Annotated in this window: 1 protein-coding gene; it reads right to left on the reverse strand. The window is 54.3% G+C overall.

Going from position 1 to position 1,235, the window contains the following annotated elements; translation table 11 throughout:
* Positions 1–8: 8 nt before the first annotated feature.
* Positions 9–1,171, reverse strand: a protein-coding gene (locus tag ACIPF8_RS24510; protein ID WP_400426369.1) for an IS3 family transposase whose coding sequence is annotated in 2 segments (ribosomal slippage) — positions 9–907 and positions 907–1,171 — 1,164 coding nt in all. Because the reading frame shifts where the segments join, the coding sequence is not laid out codon by codon here.
* Positions 1,172–1,235: the final 64 nt, after the last annotated feature.

A 1,235-nucleotide genomic window follows, 5' to 3' on the forward strand; every position in this document is an offset into this window, starting at 1 on the left:
TGTAGTGGTCAAGTAATCCCGGACACTGCCTTAAGTTTTTCTTCGGCCACTGCCGGCGCGAGTCCGTCATTGAACTGATGCGGCCGTATCCAGTTATATCGTTGCATTAGGTAGTGACTGATGTCCCGATGCGCTTGCTGTGCTGTCATGTAGCCCATGTTTGGTACCCACTCAGATTTTAAGCTCCGGAACAATCGCTCCATCGGCGAGTTGTCCCAGCAATTCCCGCGACGACTCATGCTCTGTTCGATTCGGTAGCGCCACAAGCGCTGACGAAACTTACGACTGGCGTATTGACCGCCTTGATCCGAGTGAAACATCAGACCTTGAGGACGGCCACGCTGCTCGTAGGCCATATCCAATGCCTGCACGACCAAATCGGCATCTGGTCGTGTGGAGAATGCCCAGCCAACGACCCGACGCGTGTACAAGTCCAGTACCGCAGCCAGGTAATGCCAGCAACCCTGCGCCCAGATATAGGTAATGTCACCGCACCAGACTTGGTTGGGCGCATCGACGACGAACTGTCGATTCAGATGGTTCGGAATGTCGATGCGCTCCACCGTTGCCTGCTTGTAGGCATGGCGACCAGGCTGCTTACAGATCAGACCCAGTTCCTCCATCAGTCGGCTGACTTTGAAGCGACCAATCACGACGCCACCTTCTCGCATCATACCCATGATGCTGCGACTACCGGCCGAACTGCGACTCTCGACGAACAATTCGTGAACGCGGCTACGCAGCGCCATGCGCTTGATATTGGGCTGCCGAGATCGTTCACGATACGCATACAGGCATGACCGTGGCACATCGAATACTGCGCAGACTAGTTCAACAGGATCGCTGTGGCAAACCTTGTCGATTATCTCGTACGTTCGATCCCTTCCGACATCAAGAGCGCAGTAGCTTTTTTTAAAATGGCCTTTTCGCGCTCAAGGCGATCAATGCGTGCCTCAAGCTCCTGGATGCGTTGCTGATCCGGCGTCATGGCTTTGCTCTGTGGCGTGATGCCTTGACGTTCCAACTGAAGCTGGTTCACCCAGCGGCGCAAAACGGAATCAGCGACGCCAACCGAACGGCTCGCCTCGATATGACTATAGTTCTTGTCCACAACCAGGCTTGCAGCCTGCTGCTTGAAATCGGGCGAAAACGTACGTCTTTTCTTGCTCATCAAACACCTCTCCTTGGCGAGTATTCTCGCCTAAAATGGTGTCCGGCTTCATTAGACCACTACA

Source organism: Collimonas sp. NPDC087041 (assembly GCF_044745265.1).
GTDB lineage: Bacteria > Pseudomonadota > Gammaproteobacteria > Burkholderiales > Burkholderiaceae_D > Collimonas.